General features: G+C 73.1%; 15 protein-coding genes. 7 read left to right on the top strand and 8 right to left on the bottom strand.

Translation table 11 applies throughout. From position 1 onward, the window contains the following. Nucleotides 1-74 precede the first annotated feature (74 nt). The 5 genes from J2S55_RS08860 to J2S55_RS08880 all read left to right on the top strand — a co-directional run bounded on the left by J2S55_RS08860 (nt 75) and on the right by J2S55_RS08880 (nt 7,013). Nucleotides 75-1,973, top strand: a complete 1,899-nt coding sequence (locus J2S55_RS08860) for an N-6 DNA methylase (RefSeq protein WP_306858638.1) — start codon at nt 75-77, stop codon at nt 1,971-1,973. Nucleotides 1,974-2,000: 27 nt separating this feature from the next. Then, nucleotides 2,001-2,894, top strand: a complete 894-nt coding sequence (locus J2S55_RS08865) for a serine/threonine-protein kinase (RefSeq protein WP_306858639.1) — start codon at nt 2,001-2,003, stop codon at nt 2,892-2,894. Between the two features lie 150 nt (nt 2,895-3,044). Further along, a complete protein-coding gene (locus J2S55_RS08870; RefSeq protein ID WP_306858640.1) occupies nt 3,045-4,862 on the top strand; it encodes a hypothetical protein in 1,818 nt (605 codons plus the stop codon). Between the two features lie 203 nt (nt 4,863-5,065). Beyond that, nucleotides 5,066-6,121, top strand: coding sequence for a hypothetical protein (locus J2S55_RS08875; protein WP_306858641.1), 1,056 nt, complete (start codon nt 5,066-5,068; stop codon nt 6,119-6,121). An 88-nt stretch (nt 6,122-6,209) separates the two neighbouring features. Further along, entirely contained in the window at nt 6,210-7,013 is an 804-nt protein-coding gene (locus J2S55_RS08880) for an MBL fold metallo-hydrolase (RefSeq protein WP_306858642.1), read from the top strand. A gap of 55 nt (nt 7,014-7,068) precedes the next feature. Here the strand turns inward: J2S55_RS08880 and J2S55_RS08885 are convergent, their stop codons facing one another. The 5 genes from J2S55_RS08885 to J2S55_RS08905 form a co-directional block, all read right to left on the bottom strand. After that, a complete protein-coding gene (locus J2S55_RS08885; protein ID WP_306858643.1) occupies nt 7,069-8,202 on the bottom strand; it encodes a globin domain-containing protein in 1,134 nt (377 codons plus the stop codon). Nucleotides 8,203-8,206: 4 nt separating this feature from the next. Next, nucleotides 8,207-8,800 (bottom strand): pyridoxamine 5'-phosphate oxidase family protein, encoded by a 594-nt coding sequence (locus J2S55_RS08890; protein WP_306858644.1) that lies wholly within the window; start codon nt 8,798-8,800, stop codon nt 8,207-8,209. 504 nt (nt 8,801-9,304) lie between these two features. Then, entirely contained in the window at nt 9,305-10,120 is an 816-nt protein-coding gene (locus tag J2S55_RS08895) for an ABC transporter permease (RefSeq protein WP_306858645.1), read from the bottom strand. After that, a complete protein-coding gene (locus J2S55_RS08900) occupies nt 10,117-11,019 on the bottom strand; it encodes an ABC transporter permease (protein WP_306858646.1) in 903 nt (300 codons plus the stop codon). Before J2S55_RS08900 ends, J2S55_RS08895 begins: the two co-directional genes overlap by 4 nt. A 17-nt stretch (nt 11,020-11,036) precedes the next feature. Continuing rightward, nucleotides 11,037-12,614, bottom strand: coding sequence for an ABC transporter substrate-binding protein (locus J2S55_RS08905; protein WP_306858647.1), 1,578 nt, complete (start codon nt 12,612-12,614; stop codon nt 11,037-11,039). Nucleotides 12,615-13,113: 499 nt separating this feature from the next. On the opposite strand from J2S55_RS08905, the gene J2S55_RS08910 reads away from it, so the two are divergent. Beyond that, nucleotides 13,114-13,806 carry an HAD family hydrolase gene (locus J2S55_RS08910; RefSeq protein ID WP_306858648.1) on the top strand — a complete coding sequence of 231 codons (693 nt, stop codon included), beginning with the start codon at nt 13,114-13,116 and terminating at the stop codon, nt 13,804-13,806. A 16-nt stretch (nt 13,807-13,822) separates the two neighbouring features. Beyond that, nucleotides 13,823-14,302 carry an NUDIX domain-containing protein gene (locus tag J2S55_RS08915; protein ID WP_306858649.1) on the top strand — a complete coding sequence of 160 codons (480 nt, stop codon included), beginning with the start codon at nt 13,823-13,825 and terminating at the stop codon, nt 14,300-14,302. 334 nt (nt 14,303-14,636) lie between these two features. Here the strand turns inward: J2S55_RS08915 and J2S55_RS08920 are convergent, their stop codons facing one another. The 3 genes from J2S55_RS08920 to J2S55_RS08930 form a co-directional block, all read right to left on the bottom strand. Then, nucleotides 14,637-15,062, bottom strand: coding sequence for an organic hydroperoxide resistance protein (locus J2S55_RS08920; protein ID WP_306858650.1), 426 nt, complete (start codon nt 15,060-15,062; stop codon nt 14,637-14,639). Nucleotides 15,063-15,181: 119 nt separating this feature from the next. Further along, on the bottom strand, nt 15,182-16,825 hold the full coding sequence (locus tag J2S55_RS08925) for an ABC-F family ATP-binding cassette domain-containing protein (RefSeq protein ID WP_306858651.1): 1,644 nt from the start codon (nt 16,823-16,825) through the stop codon (nt 15,182-15,184). After that, nucleotides 16,818-18,443, bottom strand: a complete 1,626-nt coding sequence (locus J2S55_RS08930) for an ABC-F family ATP-binding cassette domain-containing protein (protein ID WP_306858652.1) — start codon at nt 18,441-18,443, stop codon at nt 16,818-16,820. Before J2S55_RS08930 ends, J2S55_RS08925 begins: the two co-directional genes overlap by 8 nt. Nucleotides 18,444-18,562 lie beyond the last annotated feature (119 nt).

Genomic DNA, 18,562 nt, shown 5'->3' on the forward strand with positions numbered 1-18,562 from the left:
AAGCATTGGTTGAAGCACTTCACAAGCAAAGGTGTTGTAGACCGTTGCGGCACAGTCAACTACTGTGGCCCAGTATGGAGGAGAGCCAGGACATCACGGTGAACGCGGGCGACATCGCCCGGCTCGCCTCCGTCGGCCGTGCCGCGGTGAGCAACTGGCGCCGCCGCCACGACGACTTTCCCCAGCCCGTGGGCGGTACGGCCTCCAGCCCGCTGTTCTCCCTGCCCGAGATCGCCGCGTGGTTGCGTCGCAACGGCAAATCTTTCGAGGTCTCCCTCGGCGACCTGGTCTGGCAGCGGCTGCGGACCTCGGCCGACGACCTGCGCCTGGGCGACCTGGTGGGCCGGGTCGGCGCGTTCCTGCTGTTCTTGCAACGGGAGCCGGCGGCGTGGCGGGAGCACGGCACACAGTCTCTCACCGGCCTGGCCGCCGCGACGACAGATCTTCCCGGCCACCCCGATCTGCGGCTGGACGACCTCGCGCTCGTCAGGCTGGTGGCCGAACTGGCCGCCGAACGGGGACCGCTGGAGACCTTCGAGTTCCTCTGCGAGCGCTACGTCGAGGCCCACTCCCGCCAGCTCTCGGTCACCCGGGACGACGTGGCCGCGCTGATGTCCCGCCTGGCCGACCCGGACGGGGGGACCGTCCTGGACCCGGCCTGCGGCGTCGGGACCCTCCTGCTGCACACCGGCTCCCCGCTCGGCCAGGAGATCAACGAGACGAACGCGCTGCTCGCCGCCGTCCGGCTGCTGCTGCGCGGGGCCGGGGCGCGGATCGTCGCCGGCGACTCGCTGCGCGAGGACGGCCTGGCCGGCGAGCTCGCCGACGCCGTGGTCTGCGACCCCCCTTTCAACGAGCGCGCGTGGGGCTACGAGGAGCTGACCGGCGACCCCCGCTGGGAGTACGGCCTGCCGCCGCGCGGGGAGTCCGAGCTCGCCTGGGTGCAGCACTGCCTGGCCCATGTCCGGCCGGGCGGCCTGGTGGCGATCCTGATGCCGGCCGCGGCGGCCGGGCGCCGCCCCGGCAAACGGATCCGGGGCAACCTGCTGCGCACCGGGGCGCTGCGGGCCGTGGTGACGCTCGGCCCCGGCGGTCCCGACCTGTGGATGCTGCGCCGCCCCGACGGCGGGCGGCCCCCCTCCCAGCTGCTGATGATGGACGCGGGCGAGGACCTGTCGGCCGTGGAGGCCGCCTGGCGGGCCTACACACGGGACCCGGAGGCCGAGCTGTCCGGCGACTGCCGTACGGTGCGGATCATCGACCTGCTCGACGACGAGGTGGACCTCAGCCCGGCCCGGCACCGCCCGCAGCAGGGCGGCCCCGACTTCCTGCGGGACTTCACCGGCACCCTCGACCGCTTCCGTGACATCACGGCCACGCTGCCGGAGGGGCCTCCGGCCCTTGAGCTGCTCGCCGAACGGCAGGACCTGCCGACCACCACCGTCGGCGAGCTGGCCAAGGCGGGCCTGATCTCCATCCTGCAGGCCCCGGCCAAGATGTCGGCCGAGGAGGGACCGCTCCCGGTCCTGACCGCCGACGACACCGCCCTGGGCGCGTCTCCCTCCGGATGGACCACCCTCGACCCCGCCCTGGTCATGGTCAGGCCCGGTGACGTCGTGACCACCGCCCTGGGCGCGGTCCGGGTGATCACGCGGAGCGGCGCGGCGCTCGGTCCGCAGCTCACCCTCTACCGGGTGGACCCGCAGCGGCTCGACCCCGACTTCCTCGCCGGGTTCCTGCGCTCGGCCGACGCCACCCGCGTCCACTCCAGCTCCAGCCGCCTCGACGTGCGGCGGGCGCGGGTACCCATGCTGCCCCTGGCCGACCAGCGGAAGTACGGCACGGCCTTCCGCGAGCTGTTCGCGTTGGAAGACCGGGTGCGCGAGACGACGGCGCTGGGGGAAACGCTGATCCGGCTAGGCTTTGACGGACTGGTCGACGGCCACCTCCGGCCGTGCGACCAAGGGGTGTGATCCCCGCGACGTCCACGGGAGGGTCGGATGGTCATCGGCGACCGATACGTGCTCGACGACCTCCCTCTCGCCCAGGGCGGCATGGGCGCCGTCTACGGCGGCCACGACAAGCACCTCGACCGCAGGGTGGCCGTCAAGTTCCTGCGGCTGCTGACCGGCCCCGACGAGGAGCTGAACCGGCGTTTCCTCCGTGAGGCCCGCATCCTGGCGAAGCTGGAGCACCCCGGCGCGCCGGTCCTCTACGACTTCGGCACCTTCGACCACCGGCTCTTCCAGGTGATGCAGTTCATCGACGGCGTCACCGTGGCCGACCTGCTCAGCGAGCACGGCCCCCTCCCGGTCCCCTGGGCGGCCGCGATCGCCGCCCAGGCCTGCGCCGTGCTGTCGGCCGCCCACGCGCTGTCCATCTACCACCGCGACCTCAAGCCGACCAACCTGATGCTCTGCCCCGACGGCAGCGTCAAGGTCCTCGACTTCGGCCTCGCCATGCTCCGCGAGACCGACTCCACCCGCTTCACCCGGGTCGGCCAGATCCTCGGCACCCCGGCCTACATGGCTCCCGAGCAGATCCAGCGCGGCCTCGTCGATCCCCGCAGTGACCTCTACGCCCTCGGCTGCGTCATCCACGAGATGCTCACGGGCCGGCAGCTGTTCACCGGGCCCACCGAATACGCCGTCTACGAGCGCCAGGTGAAGGAACGGCCGCCCGCCGTCCCGGGCGTCCCGGCCGAGCTGAACCGGCTGATCGAGGACCTCCTGGAGAAGGACCCCGACCGGCGCCCCGCCGGGGCCGAGATCCTCTACGAACGCCTGCAGCCCTTCGCCGTCGACCTGCCCATGCTCCCCGGCTTCCTCAACCCTCCGTCGGTCCCCAGCCCCGGCCGGATGTACGCCCGGGTCGTCGGCCGCGTCCTCGCCTGAGGCGGGCGGCCCGGAGCGGGCCAGGACGGCCGCGATCACCACCGGCGCGCGGCCGCCACATCTCGCTGCAACCGCTCACAAGAGGACCACAAGTCGCACCGGGCACGCTGTGCACGCTTGCATCAGAAGCAGAGGAAGCGTGACAGACATATGTTCTCCAGACCATGGTGGCGACCGGCTCTGACAGCGGTGGCCGCCTTCTCGCTGTCGGCGGGCCTGCTCGCCGCACCCGCCCAGGCGGCCCCGTCGGTGGCGGTGGCGGGCGTGCAGGCGGCCCCGTCGGTGGCGGTGGCGGGCGTGCGGGCGACCCCGGGCCGCCAGGCGGGGCGGTGCCCGGCCGCGGTGGTGTTCTCGGCCACGGTCACCGTCAAGGGCGCGGCCCGGGTGAAATACCGCTGGGTGCGCGGCGACGGCACCAAGGGCGCGGTCAGGACGGCGAAGGCCGGGACGGGGATCAAGCTCCAGGAGCGGCGGACCTTCTCCCGCAGCACCCGTGGCTGGCAGGCCGTACAGGTGCTCAGTCCGAAGAAGCTGACGTCCGGGCGGGCCCACTTCTCCGTCACCTGCCAGGGGTCCACCGACGTCGAGACCCCCAGGTCGCCCGCCGAGGGGCAGGGGCCCGCGCCGCGCGCCTCGGCCGAGGTGGCGGGGGGCAACACCTACTCGGGCCCGTGCGCGGCCCCCGGCAGGACCATTGACTTCGTCGGCACGATCCGCGTCTCGCGTGTCCCCGCGGCCGTCTCCTACCGGTGGGCCGACAGCGACGGAGGCCCGCTCGGCCGGCAGGACCTCTGGTTCTCGGCCAAGGACTCGCCGCGACGCACGGTCGGCGCGAGCCGCACCTTCCTCGCCGGCCAGTCCGGCACCCGGTGGATCGAGATCCTGGACCGCCACGGGAAGGTCCTGAGCACCTCGGCCAAGGTCCCGTACTCGGTGACCTGCACGCCGACGCCCGCGCCGGTGACCGCCTCGGTGACGGGCGTCCGGGTCGACCCGGCCGCCTACCGCGGGACGTGCGCCGCGCCGCTCACCTTCACCTTCACCGCCGATCTCGCCGTCTCCAAGCCGGCCAAGGTCACCTACCGGTGGATCCGCGGCGACGGCACGACGGTCCCCGGCGAGTGGGAGTTCAAGGACGCCAAGGACCTGACCAAGACGGTCAGCCTCACCTGGCCGGTGGCCGACCCCGCCAAGGTGGCCGGCGGGTCCGCGACGGTGCAGATCACCTCGCCGGGCAGGTCGGAGGCGGGTCCCGCGAAGTTCACGATCACCTGCGAGGACACCGGGCCCGGCACGGTGACGGTGTCGGATCCCGTGATCACCACCTGGAGCCGGGGCGGCGGCGAGTGCACCACCCAGAACCCGTACCAGGTGACCGCCGCGTCGATGATCACCGCGCCGAAGGGCGCGGGCTTCCCGCTCGACGTCACCTACCGGTGGCGGTGGGCGGACGGCGGCTACTGGCACAAGGAGACGGTGAAGATCACCGGGCCTGGGCCCCACCGGGTGGCCCACCAGTGGTTCGTCCAGCGGAGTCAGGCAGGCAAGGTCTTCGTGGACGTCCTCACCCCCACGCCGGTGAAGTCCGGGACCACGGAGTACTCGGTGACGTGCGACGGCAGGCCGCCCGTCCCGAACACCGGCGGCGTGGTGACCTCGGTGACCGACGCGAAGATCACGCCGTCCTCCCACACGGGCACGTGCCCGGTCGACCTGAAGGCCGTCGCGACGATCACGGTGTCGGCCCCGACCAGTGGGCCCGTCGAATACGCCTGGGTGTTCGACAACGGCACCTCCAGCCCCACCGCCCAGGTCGACTTCCCGGCCGGCGGCCCCCTCACCAAGACGGTGGTGTGGGACGAGTGGCGGGCCGTCAAGACCAGCGGTCCGGTGACCGGCTACCTGCGGACCGTCACGCCCAACACGGCGGTGTCGTCCCCCGTCTCCTACTCCGTCACCTGCGCCTGAGCACCACCCCCGGCCATCGGTGACGGCACCCGCGACCGCGCGACCCGCGTCGCGGGTGCCGTCACCCGGCCTCTGCCGGACGGCATAGCCGGCGGCGCCGGAACGGCCGCGGACCTGCCGAACGGCCCATGGCCCGCCGTCCCGGCGGCGGGGACGCTTGATCCATGACAACTGTTACGGCTCCACCTCGTCCGGGACCCTCGATGAGGTCACGCCTGCCGGCCTGGGCCGGTTACGCCGCGGCGCTCTGGTCGCTCGCCTACGGCCTGCTCGGCCTGCGCTGGGCGCTGGGCGGGCCGGGCTTCCCCTGGGGCGCGAGCGACCCCGATCCCGACGGGGCGCTGTCCATCCTCTCGGGCGCCCGCCCGCAGCCGGGCGGATGGTGGATCGCCGGCCTGGGGCTGGCCTGCGCGGTGCTGTCACTGGTGCTCGCCGTGGTCCGGGGACGGGGCCCGCTGCGGATGGTGCCGCCCGCCCTCGCCTGGCCGGCCGCCGTGGCGCTGATGCTGGTGATCCCCGACTCCCGCCTCATGATGGGCGTCGCCTACACGCCGCTCCTGCTGGTCGCGCCCCTGTTCGGCTGGGACCTCGGCGGCGCCGGCCTGCTCGACGTCTGGCCTTGGGAGGTGGTCAACCAGCTGCTGTGCGTGCTCGGCGGGGTGCTCCTGGCCGCGGCCGCCCTGTCCTACCACCGCCGCGGCAGGCGGGCCTGCGCCGGCTGCGGCCGTACGGCGGGCGGCGGAGGCTGGACGGCCCCGGCCGCCGCGGCTCGCTGGGGGCGCCGGGCCGTCCACGTGGCCGCCACGGTGCCACTGGTGTACTGCGCGACCCGATGGGCCTGGGCCCTGGGCATCCCGCTGGGGGTCAGCGAGGAGTTCCTCGCCGAGGGCTCCCGCGACACCCCGGGGATCTGGCTGGCGGGGGCCTACCTGGCCACCTTCGGAGCACTGGGCGGGATCCTCACCCTGGGGCTGACCCAGCGCTGGGGCGAGGTCTTCCCCCGGTGGATCCCCGGCCTGCGCGGCAGGCGGGTCCCGCCGCCGCTCGCCGTCGTCCCCGCCGCGTTCGTCTCGGTCATCGTCACCGTGGCGGGCCTGACCTACATCCGCTGGACGGTCGCGGGCCGCTTCGAGCTCTCCGAGGTGGGCGCCTGGCTCCCGGAGACGTTCTGGCCGATCTGGGGAGCGGCCCTGGCCGCCGCCGCCCTCGCCTACCACCTGCGCAGACGCGGCCGGTGCCGGCGCTGCGGCCGGCTGTGACGCGGACCGTCCACGACGTGGGCCGCCGGTGACGCGGAAGGCCCGCCGTGGCTCGCCACGGCGGGGCGGGCCGGGGAGAATGCGACGCATGGAAGGTCGATGGATCGAAGTGGCCGACAGGGTGCTGGTGCGCCGTTACACGGAACTGGACCTGTCGGTGGGACTGGTCATGGGTGACGGCGGCTGCCTGGTGGTCGACACGCGAGGCGACGAGCGGCAAGGGGCGGAGCTCGCCGCGGAGGTGCGGCGGATCACCCGGGATCCGTGGACGGTGGTGATCACTCACTCGCACTTCGACCACAGCTTCGGCACCCGGCCGTTCCTGGACTGCCCCGTCTGGGCGCAGGAGGGGTGCCGGGCCGACCTGATCGCGGACGGGGCCGGGACGAAGGAGGCCTGGGCGCGGCGTTACCGGCAGGAGGGACGTGCCGACATCGCCGACGACATCGCCAAGACGGAGATCGTGCTGCCGGACCGCCTCGTGACCGACCGGGCGGAGCTGACCGTCGGCGGGCGCGAGATCGTCATGGCCTACTTCGGCCGCGGCCACTCCAGCAACGACCTCGTGGTCCACGTCCCGGACGCCGGTGTGGTGTTCGCCGGTGACCTGGTGGAGAACGGCGCGCCGCCGGCGTACGGCGACGCCTACCCGCTCGAATGGCCGGCCGCCGTCGCCGGGCTGCTCGGGCTGGCCGGCGAGGGCACCGTGGTGCCCGGCCACGGGGATCCGATGGACCGCCGGTCCGTCACCGCCCAGCACGCCGATATCACCGCCGTCGCCGGGCTCTGCCGGGAGGTGGCCGCCGGCCGGATGAGCGTGCCGGAGGCCGTACGGCTGTCGCCCTACCCCGAGGACACCATCAGGGCCGCCCTCCAGCGTCCGGCGGGCTAGGTCCCGTCCGGACCGGGCGGGTGGCCGGTCGATCGGGGCCGGTCCCGGCGGCCCTTCACAGCACCGCGAATCTGGCCGCGCCTCCCGGGGCGAACTCGGTGTGGATGCGGTGGAGGGGCACTCCCAGGCCGAGCAGGCGGTTGGCGGTCACCCGCACCATGTCGGGCGAGCCGCACACGAAGACGTCTCCGTCGGGGACGATCCGGTGATACTCCAGGGCGTCCACCGCGCTCTGCCTGCGCCACTGGTCGGGATCGTCGGAGATCGCGTGGACGATCCGCAGGCGCCTGTGGTCCGAACGCAGGCGTTGCAGGTCTTCGTTGTCGTAGGCGTCGACGCTGCGCCGGACACCGTGGAAGAGATCGATGGCGGGGCGGTCGGGCACCCAGACCGACTCCTCGATGAGCGCCTTGAGCGGGGCCAGACCCGTGCCGCCGGCGATGAAGATCAGGTGCGAGGTGCTCGCCCGGTCGAGCACGAGGCTCCCCCGCGGCGGTCCCAGCAGGAGGCTGTCTCCCGGCCGGGTGTGGTGCATCAGCGCCGTGCTGACCCATCCGCCGGGCACCATCCGCACGTGGAAGGTGAGCAGGTTGTCCTGGCGGGGCGCGTTCGCGATCGAGTACGGGCGCCACACCCGGGGCCAGTGCGCGCTCTGCAGGGTGGCGTACTGGCCGGCCCGGTAGGGGTAGGGCTGGTCGGGCTGGACGGTGATCACGGCGATCTCGGGGGTGCGCACCTCGTGCGCGACCACGGTCGCGACCCAGGACGGCGGAGACTGGGTGGCGTCCTGCTCGGCGGCCTGGATCATCACCTCGGCGATGAACTTGTAGGCGGTCATCCACGCCTCGTCGTAGGCGGGACGCCAGAGCTCGCCCGCGTGGTATCGCATCGCGGCGACCAGGCAGTCGCCGACCGCGGGGTAGTGCTCGGGCTGGACCCCGTACTTGCGGTGGTCCCGGGCGAGCTGGCCGAGATAGTCGCCCACCCCATCGCCGTCCTCCAGGTTGAGCACCACCTGGGCGAGCGCGTGGAACAGGCGGTCGCGCTGGAGGTCCATCGCGGGCGGGAAGAGCTCCCGGATGTGCGGGTAGTTGGCGAAGAGCCTGCCGTAGAAGTGCTTGGTGACCTGGTCGGCCACCGGCTCGATGAGTGACCAGCTGTGGCGGATCAGCCCGATGTCGATTGTCATCCCGTCACCCGACCGACTTTCCCGCCTCTTCCCGCTCCCGCCCGGCGACCTTCACCTGCCCGACACCGAAGTAGTCGTCTCCCGCGGGCCTGCGTCCTTCGGACCTGCGCTCCCTGCGGTCCTGCTTGGTCAGCAGCGGGATGTGCTTGGAGCAGTGGATGTATGCCTCCTCGACCTCCACCATGACCCAGCGCTCGGCCCGGCGGCCGGGCGCGGTGCGGTCCTCGTCGACCAGGCCATAGCGGCGGGCCGCGTCGTAGGCGGTGGTGATGGTCGCCGAGCCGTTGATGTGCAGGCCCACGAGGTCGTCGAAGAAGTCGACGAACAGCAGGCTGAGGTGCGCGTTCTCCATGATGTTGCCCAGGCTGGCGAGGACGCCGTTGCCGCGGAACTCCGGATACATCACCCTCGTGTCGTCCACCACCCGGACGAACCCGGGCGGGCCCGCCCGGAACGACGTGTCACAGTTGCCCGCGGCGTCCGCGGTCCCCACGAAGACCATTTCCTGCCGGGCGACGAAGTCCCGCATATGGGGCGTCAGGCGGTCGACGACCTGCCGTTCGTAGAAGCGCTCCGCCCGGTCCCTGGTGGCGAACAATCTCTGGAGGATGTGCTCCCCCCTGGAACCCGGTAAGCCCTCGCCGTCATCCAGAGCTCCGTACGGCGTGTGCTGCCCCATCACATCGCTCCCAGTAGTCCCGATCACATGGCCTGCGACGTGGGCGGCCGCCGAGCTCGCGCCCGACAGCCCCGGCGGCGGAACACCGATCCGGGCGGTTCTGCCCACGTAAGCGATGGAGCCTAAACCATAGGCACCCTTGTCCGAAATGGTCTTGAAACTTTTCTTCGAGAGTCATGAGGCATGCTCAATTTCCTCACCTGACCCGCCGAGTCACCCGCCATTCCCCTCCACAGCCGTGACGCCGCCCCTCGAAACCGGACAGGGATCCCTGTAACCGCAGATCACAGCAGCCACCTGTCCCGACCGGCACCATCGGGGTGTAAGACGCGCCAAAGAGGGTAAGGGGACCAGTCATGATCAAAGTCAAGGATACCGGCAGACCGGAAAAGCGGTGGGGCTTTTCCCCTCATCCGGTGCGACTCATCCGGCGGGCCGGGCCTCGCGGAGCGCGTCGGCCATGAGCGTGACGCCCAGACTGGTCAGGGCCAGCGCGAGCGCCGGCACGGCCGCGAGCCGCGGAGTGACCACGAGCAGGGCCGTCGCCTCGCTGACCATCCCGCCCCAGTCGACCTCCGGCGGGGGCAGGCCGATGCCGAGGAAGCTCAGCGAGGTCGCCGCGACCAGGCTCTTGGCCATGTCGCCGGTGGCGACGGTGAGGGCGGGCCCGACCGCGTGCGGGAGGATGGTCCGGCGCAGCAGGTAGAAGGGCGACGCGCCCATCGCCCGGACCGCCAGCACGTGGCCGGAGGCCGCCGCCCGCACGACCGCGGCCCGGACGACGAGGGCGCAGCTCACCCATCCCAGCGGCACGAGGGCGGCGAGGACGGCGGTGAAGCCGGGCGGCAGCACCCCGGCCAGGGCCAGCGCGAGCGTGAGGCCGGGCAGCGCGAGCGCCACGGCGGCCGCCGACCGCAGCAGCCGGTCGAGCCGGCCGCCCGCCAGGCCCGCCACGGCGCCGGCGACCGTACCGGCCGCGGTGGTGACGGCGGTGACGGCGGCGGCCAGCAGCAGCGAGGTACGGCCCGCCGCGGCGGTCCTGGTGAGCAGGTCGCGCCCGAGCTGGTCGGTGCCGAGCCAGTGCTCCCCGCCGGCCGGGAGCAGGGCCCGCGCCAGGTCCGGCCGGTAGGGGTCGTGGGGCGACAGCACCGGCGCCGCCAGGCAGAACAGGACGACCGCGCCGAACAGCAGCGCGCCGGCGACACCCCCGGCGGGCCGCCGCGGACGGTGACCCGTCACCGTCGCGTCCGGGGGTCGGCCAGCGACGCGCACAGCTCGGCCAGGGCCAGGACCAGCACGGTCCCGAGCGCGACGAGCAGCACGTACGCCTGCACGGTCGGGATGTCCCGCTGCCGGATCGCCGACACGGCGAGCTGGCCCACCCCGGGCCAGGCGAACAGGGTCTCGACGACCACCGCGCCGGCCAGCAGCTCGGTGAGCACGATCCCGGCCGCGGTGATCGCGCCGGGCGCGGCCGCGCGCAGCGCGTGCACCATGACGGTACGGCGCGCGGTCAGACCCTTGGCCACGGCGAGCTTGACGAAGGGCAGCCGCGCCACGGCCGCCAGGTCGGCCCGGAGCAGCCGGAGCAGCGTGGCCGTACCGGCCAGGCCGAGGGTGACGGCCGGCAGGATCACCGCCTCCGGGGAGCCGTCGCCACCGGTCGGCAGGGCCCGCGCGCCGACGGCGACCAGGCTGATCAGCAGGATGCCGACGACGTACGGCGGGACGGCCGCGACCGTCACCGCCACGGCCCGCGCGATCCGGCTGTCGAGTGCGCGCGGCCGGAGGGCGGCGCGGACCGACACGAGCACGGCCGGCCCGACCGCGATGAGCGAGGCCACCCCGGCCAGCCACAGCGTCGCCGGGACCCGCGACAGGATCTCGGCGGCCACCGGCGCGCGGTCGACGTGGGAGCGCCCGAAGTCGCCCCGCAGCACGCCGAGCAGCCAGTGGAGGTACTGGGAGAACAGCGGCCGGTCGAGGCCGAGCTCGCCCCGCAGCACGGCCACGCTCTCCGCCGTGGGCTGGACGCCGCCCCGGCGGAGGATCTCCTCCGCCGGGTCTCCGGGCGCCAGGGACGTCAGGAGAAAGGTCAGCGCCGACAGCACCAGCAGGACGAGGAGCGTCCGTGTCACGCGCCGCAGGGCGGCGGTCACCGCGCCGGCGCCAGTCCGGCGAGATCCACCAGGTAGGCCGGGCTCTGCGTGAGACCCCGCACCGCGCTGCTCGTCACCACCGGGTTGTCCTGGTAGGCGAGCGGGATCATCGGCCGGTCGGCGGCCAGCAGCCGCTGGACCCGGTGGTAGAGCTCACGGCGCTCGTCCGCGCCGGCGGCGGCCGCGGCCCGGTCGATCAGCCGGTCGAACTCCTCGCTGCGGTAGCCGAGGTTGCGCTCGCGGTTCCAGGCCGCGTCGGAGCGCAGGAATCGGCGGAACAGGTAGTCGGGGTCGCCGTTGGGCACGCTGTAGGCGCTCAGGAAGATGTCGTAGTCTCCCGCCTCCATGACCGCCTTCGTCGCCTCGGCCACGTTCACCCGGGCGGGCAGGCCCACCGCCCGCAGGTCGGCCCGCAGCACCTCGGCGATGTCGGCGTAGGGGAACTGGCCGGTCTCCGACGAGGAGATCAGGATGGAGACCGGCCCGGCCGGGCGGCCCGCCGCGGCGACGAGCCCGCGCGCCCGGGCGGGGTCGTGGACCGGGCGGAGGCCGGGATCGGACAGGGCTCCGAAGATCGGCGACAGGAAGGGCGCGCCGGGCGTCGCCGTACCCGCCAGCAGCGTGCCGGCGATGGCCCGCCGGTCGATCGCCAGATCCACCGCCTCACGCAGTCTCGGATCCGCGAACGGTCCCCGGGAGGCGTTGAAGGTCAGGTAGTGGGTGAGCACGGAGGGGGTGCGGGTGACCCGGAACCGGCCCTCGGCGGCGACCGCGGCGACCTGGCCGGGGAGCAGGGCGCCCTTGTCCATCAGCCCGGCGACCTCACCGGCCCGCAGCGCCGCCACCCGCGCGTTGGCGTCCGGGACCGTCTTCACCACGATCCTGTCGAAGGCCGGCCGGCCGCCCCAGTAGCCCGGATTGGCGGCCAGCTCCGCCTGCCGTCCCTTCGACCAGGAGACCAGCGTGTAGGGGCCCGTGCCCACCGGGCCGCCGGCGAACTCCCCGCCGGCCCCGAACGCCGACGGCGCCTGGATCATGCTGTAGAAGTCGGCCAGCCTGGCGGGCAGGTCCGCGACCGGCTCGGCCAGGGTGAACACGACCTTCCCGCCCTCGGCCCGCACGCCGGTGAGCTTGCCGTAGGCCGCCTCCATCCCGGCGTCGAGGCTGAAGAAGGCCGACGGCCTGGGCGCGATGCGCCGGAACCGCTCGACGTTGGCGACCACCGCCTCGGCGGTCAGCGGCGTCCCGTCGCTGAACCTCACACCGGTGCGCAGGGTGAACGTCCATCTCCGGCCCCCGCCGGAACGCTCCCACCCCGTCGCCAGCGCGGGCGCCGGCCGCATCCCGCCGTCCAGCGTCACCAGGGGCTCCCACACCCCCAGCGTCCGATGGGTGAAGTACGGATCCTCCGGCCCGGCCACGAGGTCGCGCGGGGCGGCCAGGACGAGCGCCCCCGCCGCCCGCCCGGCGTCCCCCTGGCCACCGCAGGCCGCCAGGGCGGCGAGCAGGGCCGTCCCCAGCGCGGCCACGGCCACGGCCCCCGCCCCCGGCCGGGCACCTCCACGCGCCCTCATCAAGATCGAAAGACGCCACCCGCGACGGCTCCTGTTCACATGATCATCCTTTGCGGTCGGCGGAGCGGCTCCGCGCGTTCCCGAGCCGCCCGGGGACGGCCCCCGGCATGACACCAGAGAAACGATAACCATTTTTATACGATTGGCGCCTTTCGACCTGTCACGAGATCGCATCACAGTCTGGATACGGCCGCCAGCCCCGGATGCGGGCCGCCCCGATCGCGTAGGGGCCATCCGGCGGGCGCTCCGGGCGGGGGCCGGAGGACGAGGGTCGGAGGACGGAGGACGGGGGCCGGAGGCGGACGCCTGGGGCGGGCGCCTCGGGCGGCGGCCCGCGCCCCGGCACGAAAACCGATATGAGGCCCGTAGCACCGCTTGATACTCTTCGCGGGGCCGACGGGGGATCGGGAACGGTGCGGACCTGACGGCTCCCGCCGGGGCCGGGCCGCACAACGGCGCGTCACGGAGGCCATCGACAACACGCTCCGGAGGTGCCGCCATGAGACTCAGCGGGCAGGTGCTCGTCTTCGACGCCGACGACACGTTGTGGGAGAACAACATCCTGTTCGAGCGCGTCATCGACGACTTCCTCCACTGGCTGGAGCACCCGACGCTCGACAGGGCCGAGATCCGCGCCATCCTCGACGACATCGAGGCGGCGAACGCGGTCGTGCACGGTTACGGCAGCAAGATGTTCCTGCGCAGCCTCGGCGAGTGCCTGGAGCGGCTGCGCGAGCGGCCGGCGACCGTGGCGGAGCTCCGTCACATCGACGAGCTGGCGACGGCTCTCGTCGAAGGACGCGTGGAGCTGGTCCCCGGCGTCTCCGAGACGCTCGCCGACCTCGGCGACCGGCACGACCTGCTCCTGCTGACCAAGGGCGACACGGACGAGCAGCAGCGCAAGCTGGAGGTCTCCGGGCTCGCGCACCACTTCGGCGGCATCCACATCGTGGCCGAGAAGAACGTCGACACCTACCGGTGGCTCGCCCGGGAGCACAGCCTGACGCCCGCGACGACCTGGATGATCGGCAACTCCCCGAAGTCCGACATCCTCCCCGCCCGGCAGGCGGGCATGAACGCGGTCTTCATCCCGAACGACAACACCTGGGTGCTTGAGCACAGCGAGCTCGACCCCGCCGACACAGGCGTGCTGCGGCTCCGGAAGTTCTCCGAGCTGCCCGACCACTTCTGAGCGAAGGATCCCTCGCATGAGCACCACCTCGCCGTCGGACGGCCCCTCCCGGCAGTCCGGGTCCACCCCCGGAGGAACGCGCAGGACGCCCTCCGTCTCCTGCGTGTTCATCTGCCACGACGGCCACGGCCGGGTGCTGCTGGCCCGGCGTGGCAGCGGCGCCCGGGACGAGCCCGGCACCTGGGACTGCGGGGCCGGGGCGCTGGAGTACGGCGAGACGTTCGAGGCGGCCGTCGCCCGAGAGGTCCGCGAGGAATACTCGGCCGACGCGCTGAAGATCGAGACGATCGGAGTCCGCAACGTCCTCCGGGAGGAGCCGGCCTCCCACTGGGTCGCGGTCATCTTCGCGGTCGAGGTGGATCCCGCCGGAGTCGCCATCGGCGAGCCTCACAAGTTCGACGAGCTGGGCTGGTTCGCGCCGGACACGCTGCCGTACCCGCTGCACTCACAGCTCGCCGAGAGCCTCAGCCTGTTCCACGCCTGGCAGCGGGCGTAGGCGCGGAACAGCGCGAGAGCCGAGCCCCTCGGCGGGCCGCGGACGCCTGATGTCGTCCGCTCAGAACACCTGGGCCAGGCAGCCCAGGGCGACGGCCACCACGATCGCGGCGACCGCCAACGCTCTCACGGATCTGGGAATGCGCACCACGATGCCCCTCCAGCTTCACAGGCAGTACCGCACGAGCCATCCGTCCGCGTCGTAGGCCCGCTGCGCGGGGTCCGGCGCGGTGGCTGCGCGCTCTTCGACCATGTCCTCGAGCCGGACCCGTTCGGGCAGCCGGCCGAATCGGGCACGCCGCGCGGTCTCGGCGGCGTCGTGCGCCGGCCCCACCTCAGGCGGCTTTCGCGTTGATGGTGACCGGGATGTTGCCGCGGACCGCCTTGGAGTAGGGGCAGATCTGGTGGGCCGCGGCGCCGAGCTCGTCGGCCGTCCGCTGGTCCACGCCTCCGAGTTCCAGGTTGAGCACGGCGCTGAGGCCGAACTCGCCGTCGTCGCCGTGGCGCAGGGTCACCTCCGCCGTGATGGCCGTGCTCGTCAGCGCGACCTTGCGCTGCGCCGCCGCCCTTCTGACCGCGCCGAGGAAGCAGGAGCCCCAGCCCGCGGCGAACAACTGCTCGGGATTGGTGGCCCCGCCCGCCCCGCCGAGCTGCTCCGGGATGGCGAGCGTGGTGTCGAGGAGGCCGTCGTCGGCCTGGATCCGGCCTCCGTTGCGGCCCTCTCCCGTGACGGTGACGACCCCGGTGTAGCTGACAGCCATGACTTTTCCCTTCTGGGCTGGTGGAGAAAGCCCGGGAACGCATCGAGCGTCACCGGTTCAACTGGTGACGATATTGGCAGCTCGATGCGTCACCCGTCAAGCCGGTGACGCGGAGGGGTTCATGGCAGGCGGATGTGGTGCCCCTCCCAGCGGGCGCGCAACCAGCGATCGTGGCTGGCGATCACGATCGCGCCGGGCCCATCGGCGCCCAGGGCCTCTTCCAGCTCGTCGCAGAGGCGGGGCGAAAGGTGGTTGGTGGGCTCGTCGAGCAGGAGCACCTCGGGTGCGTCGGCCACCAACAGCGCCAGCGCGAGCCGGCGGCGCTGACCGACGGACAGCTCCCTCACTCGCAGGTCCGCGTCGCGGGAGCCGATCAGGCCGAGCGAGCGCAACGGCACGGACTCGGCGCGCTCCGGACCGAGCGCCCGCTCGTACGTCTCCCGCACCGTCCGGTCCGGCCGCTCGAAGACGGTGTCCTGGGCCAGCAGCGCGACGGTCAGGCCGGGCCGCCGCCGGACCTCGCCCTCCGCGGCCGGCAGCCCGGCCAGCACGGCCAGGAGTGTCGACTTGCCCGCCCCGTTGGGCCCGGTGACCAGCAGCCGCTCCCCGAGCGGCACGTCGAGCCGGTCGATCGAGAGCCGTCCCGGTACCCGCACGTCCCGTAGTGACAGCAAGGCGCCGTCGTGGGGATCACGGGACTCGGCGGCGTCCGTGGCGTGGGCGGCCTCCGCGGCGTCGGCGACCAGGGCGCGAGGGCTGAAGCGGAGAGGGGGCGGTGGGGCCGGGACCTGCTCGCGTTCCAGCCGGGCGAGCCGGCGGGCGGCATTGCGCACCCGCCGCGCGATCTGGTGCTGCACCCGGCCCCCGGTGTGCCCGTACCCCATCTTCTCGCTGTCGCGCTTCAGCCGGTCGTGCGCCACCTGCCGCGCCGTCACGGCGACGGCCGCGCGCAGCTCGCCGAGCTCCGCCTGCTCCTCCGCGTGCCGCCGCTCCCAGCGCTCTCGCTCCGCGCGCTTCTCGGCCAGGTACGCGCCGTACCTGCCCCCGTACCGGACGGGCCCGTCCACCGTCGGGTCGAGATCGATCAGGTCGGTGCAGACCGCGTCCAGGAACGCCCGGTCGTGGCTGGCCACGACCACGACGCCGGTCATGCCGCGCAGCTGCTCCTCCACGAACACCGCGGCGTCGTCGTCCAGGTGGTTGGTGGGCTCGTCGAGCAGCAGCGCCGCGGGCCGCCTGATGAGCAGTGCCGCCAGGGCCAGCCGCCCGCGCTGCCCTCCCGAAAGCGACGCGAGCGCACGGGAGTGCGGCACACCGCCGAGGCCGAACCGGTCGAGGACGATGCCGGCGCGCCGGTCGGCGTCCCAGGACTCGCGCTCCTGGGCCTGCTCCAGCCGCACCCCGTACTCACCGAGCAGAGCGGCGTCGTCCGGGGCGGCGGTGAGCGCGCGGGCGAGCCGATCCAGCTCGGCCAGGTCCGCGCGTGCCTCGCGCAGGGCGTCGTCGAGCACGTCGGCGATTGTGGCCCGGCTGTCGAAGGGCATCTCCTGGTGCAGGAAGCCGAGGTCGGCGGGGCGTACGACGGTGCCGGAGTCGGGCCGGTCCACCCCGGCCAGCAGCCGTAGGAGCGTGGTCTTGCCGGCGCCGTTCTCGCCGATCAGGCCGATCCTGTCCCCGGGCGCGGCGGTGAGCGAGACGCCGTCGAGCACGCGCCGCGCGCCCAGCGTCCGTACGAGATCGCGGGCGAGCAGCGCGTCACTCACCGGCGGGCCCTCCGGTCTCCAGGAGGCGCCCGCCGGACAGCTCCAGCCAGCGCTCCGCCTTGATCTCCGCGAGGAACCGCTCGTCGTGGCTGACCACCACGAACGCCCCCTCGTACGCGCCGAGCGCGCTCTCCAGCTGGCCGACGCTGACCAGGTCGAGATTGTTCGTGGGCTCGTCCAGCAGCAGGAGCTGCGGCGCGGGCTCCGCGCACAGCACGCAGGCCAGCGTGGCCCGCAGCCGTTCGCCGCCCGACAGCACCCCGACAGGCAGATGCGCACGCGCGCCGCGGAACAGGAAACGGGCCAGCATGTTCATCCGCTCCGACTCCGCCATGCCGGGGGCGGACGCGGCCAGGTTCTGCGCCACCGTACGATCAACGTCGAGCAGGTCCAGCCGCTGTGACAGGTAGGCCACCCGGCCGTCGGCCCGTCTGGCCGTGCCGCCGTCCGGCTCCAGCTCCCCGCTGATCAGACGCAGCAGGGTGGACTTGCCCGCACCGTTGGGGCCGGTCAGCGCGATGCGCTCGGGTCCGCGGATCACCAGGTCGATGCCGGGGTCGGCGAACAGGCCGCGGGCCTGAAGGCGTTCGCCGAGGAAGACCGTGCGACCCGCGGGCACGTTCGTCCCCGGCAGCTCCAGCGTGATCCTCTGGTCGTCACGCAGCGCCCGCCCCGCCTCGTCGAGCCGGGCCTTGGCATCGCTGACGCGGGCGGCGTGCATCTGGCCCGATCGCCCGGCCGACTCCTGGGCGCCACGCTTCATGTTCCCCGCGAAGATGCGCGGCAGGCCGGCGTTCTTGAGGTTGCGGGCGGCGTTGCTCGCCCGGCGCTCGGCCCGCTCCCTGGCCTGCTGCATCTCCCGCTTCTCGCGCTTGAGCTCCTGCTCGGCGCTGCGCACGCCGCGCTCGGCGGCCTCCCGCTCCGTGCGCACGGCCTCCTCGTAGGCGGTGAAGTCACCGCCGTAGAAACGGACCCCGCCCCGGTCCAGCTCGGCGATGCGGTCCATGCGGTCGAGCAGGGCCCGGTCATGACTGACCACGAGCAGGCAGCCGTTCCAGTCGCCGAGCACGTCGTAGAGCCTGCGGCGCGCGTCGAGGTCGAGGTTGTTCGTGGGCTCGTCGAGCAGTAGGACGTCGGGGCGCTTGAGCAGCTGCGCGGCCAGGCCGAGCGAGACGATCTGGCCGCCGCTCAGGGTGCGCAGCGTACGCGCGAAGTCCAGGTCGCCGAGCCCGAGCCGGTCGAGCTGGGCTCGGGTGCGCTCCTCGATGTCCCAGTCGTTGCCGATCGTGGTGAAGTGCTCCTCGCTCGCGTCCCCTGACTCGATGGCGTCCAGCGCGGCGATCACGGGGGCGATGTCCAGGACCTCGGCCACGGTCAGGTCGCCGGTGAGCGGCAGGCTCTGCGGCAGGTAGCCGAGCTGGCCGCCGACGGACACGCCGCCGCTACTGGGCCGCAGCTCACCCGCGACCAGCTTGAGCAGCGTGCTCTTGCCCGCGCCGTTCGGGGCGACGAGGCCCGTACGGCCGCCGCCCACGGTGAAGGACAGGTCGCTGAAGACAGGGGTGTCGTCAGACCAGGAGAAGGACAGGCCAGAACAGATGATGAATGCATCGGACATGCGACAGACCTCGGTACAGAATCCGGGCGCACTGATGGGGCCCGGCAGGGGAAACAGGACTGGGGAACGACGACGAGGGCCCACATCGGCGGCGGTCATACACGCCTGCCGGGGCCGGT

This window comes from Streptosporangium brasiliense, from assembly GCF_030811595.1.
GTDB classification, from domain to species: domain Bacteria; phylum Actinomycetota; class Actinomycetes; order Streptosporangiales; family Streptosporangiaceae; genus Streptosporangium; species Streptosporangium brasiliense.